This window comes from Neglectibacter sp. X4, assembly GCF_009917365.1.
Lineage (GTDB): Bacteria > Bacillota > Clostridia > Oscillospirales > Acutalibacteraceae > Acutalibacter.
In genome coordinates this window covers 1-1,234 of the sequence record NZ_QWLE01000158.1, presented here as the reverse complement: position 1 = coordinate 1,234, position 1,234 = coordinate 1, and the positions used below count along the sequence as shown (strand labels likewise).

Annotated in this window: 1 protein-coding gene; it reads left to right on the top strand. The window is 51.7% G+C overall.

The window, feature by feature from the left end; translation table 11 throughout:
- The coding region (locus tag D1841_RS17375; RefSeq protein ID WP_207709260.1) for an S-layer homology domain-containing protein at positions 1–957 on the top strand (957 nt) is incomplete at its 5' end.
- Positions 958–1,234 lie beyond the last annotated feature (277 nt).

Below are 1,234 nucleotides of genomic sequence, written 5' to 3'. Positions count from 1 at the left end.
CCCAATTCCTTTTGCTCTTTTTTGTGCCCCCTGGCCCTTTGGCGTGCGTCCTTGCGTACTAACTTAATGACATTGCTTACGCTGACTGTTACTTCTGAGAGCGGCGTGGCAAAACCCTATAAAATTAAAGAAGTGAAGGTTGCCGACGCTAACACTGGCGCTGAGATCACTGCAGCCAAGGTGAACGGCGTGACTGCTTCCATCAACCAGACTGCCGAAACAATCACTGCCAGCGTACCCTTTGGCACCAACCTGGGCCAAATCAAGCTGGAGCTGACTGCCTCCAAGATGGCTTCTGTGAAAATTAACAACGCTGCTTTTGACGCTGACACCACCTATGATCTCCGCAAGCCTGTGAAGATTGAGGTTCAGTCCGAAAAGGGTGACAAGACCACTGTTTATACTCTGACCGTCAAGACCGGCGAGCAGTTCAGCGATGTGCCTGCAAACGCCTGGTTCGCTCCCTACGTGAAGGAAGCCTTTGAGAAGAACATTGTGCAGGGCATTGGGGAAGGGCTGTTTGGGCCTTACACCCACATCACCCGCGAGGACTTCGCTGTGATGACCGGCCGTATGCTGGGCATTACAGTGGACGAGGATGCCACTGTGCCTTTCAAGGACGCTTCCAGCGTAAGCGGCTATGCCAAAGGCTATGTAGCTTACTTTGCCGAGGAAGGCATTATCGGCGGCTATGAGGACAGCACCTTCAAGCCGAAGAACAACATCACCCGTGAGGAAGCCGCTAAGATTCTGGCAGTTGCCCTTGACCTGGAGGTTACCGGCACTCCCACCTTTGCGGATACCAACAAGATTGCAGGCTGGGCCAAGAATTACGTTTACGCCTGCGTGAACGCCAAGATGCTCATGGGCGAAGGCAATAACACCTTCAATCCTCTGGGCAGCACCATCCGCGCTGCAGCCGCAACTGCTGCTGTCCGGGTTGACAACGCGAAATAAGGTATTTCAACTCACCTAAATTTTACAAAGCCCGAAGCGAAAGGGGACGGAGCAATCCGTCCTCTTTTGCTTTTGCTGCCTCCGGCGGGATAAGAAACTTTTTTGAGGAAAAAGTTTCTTATCAATCTTCAAAAACCTTTCTGAAACGGCAGGGAACCGAGTGGATTACGCTGTGATTCCCTGCCATTTGGTGCGTCTCAAAAGTTTTTGGGTTTCCAAAGGGGATTTTTTCAAAAATCCCCTTTGGCCCCCGGAGGCAAAGAGGCCAAAAAGAAAG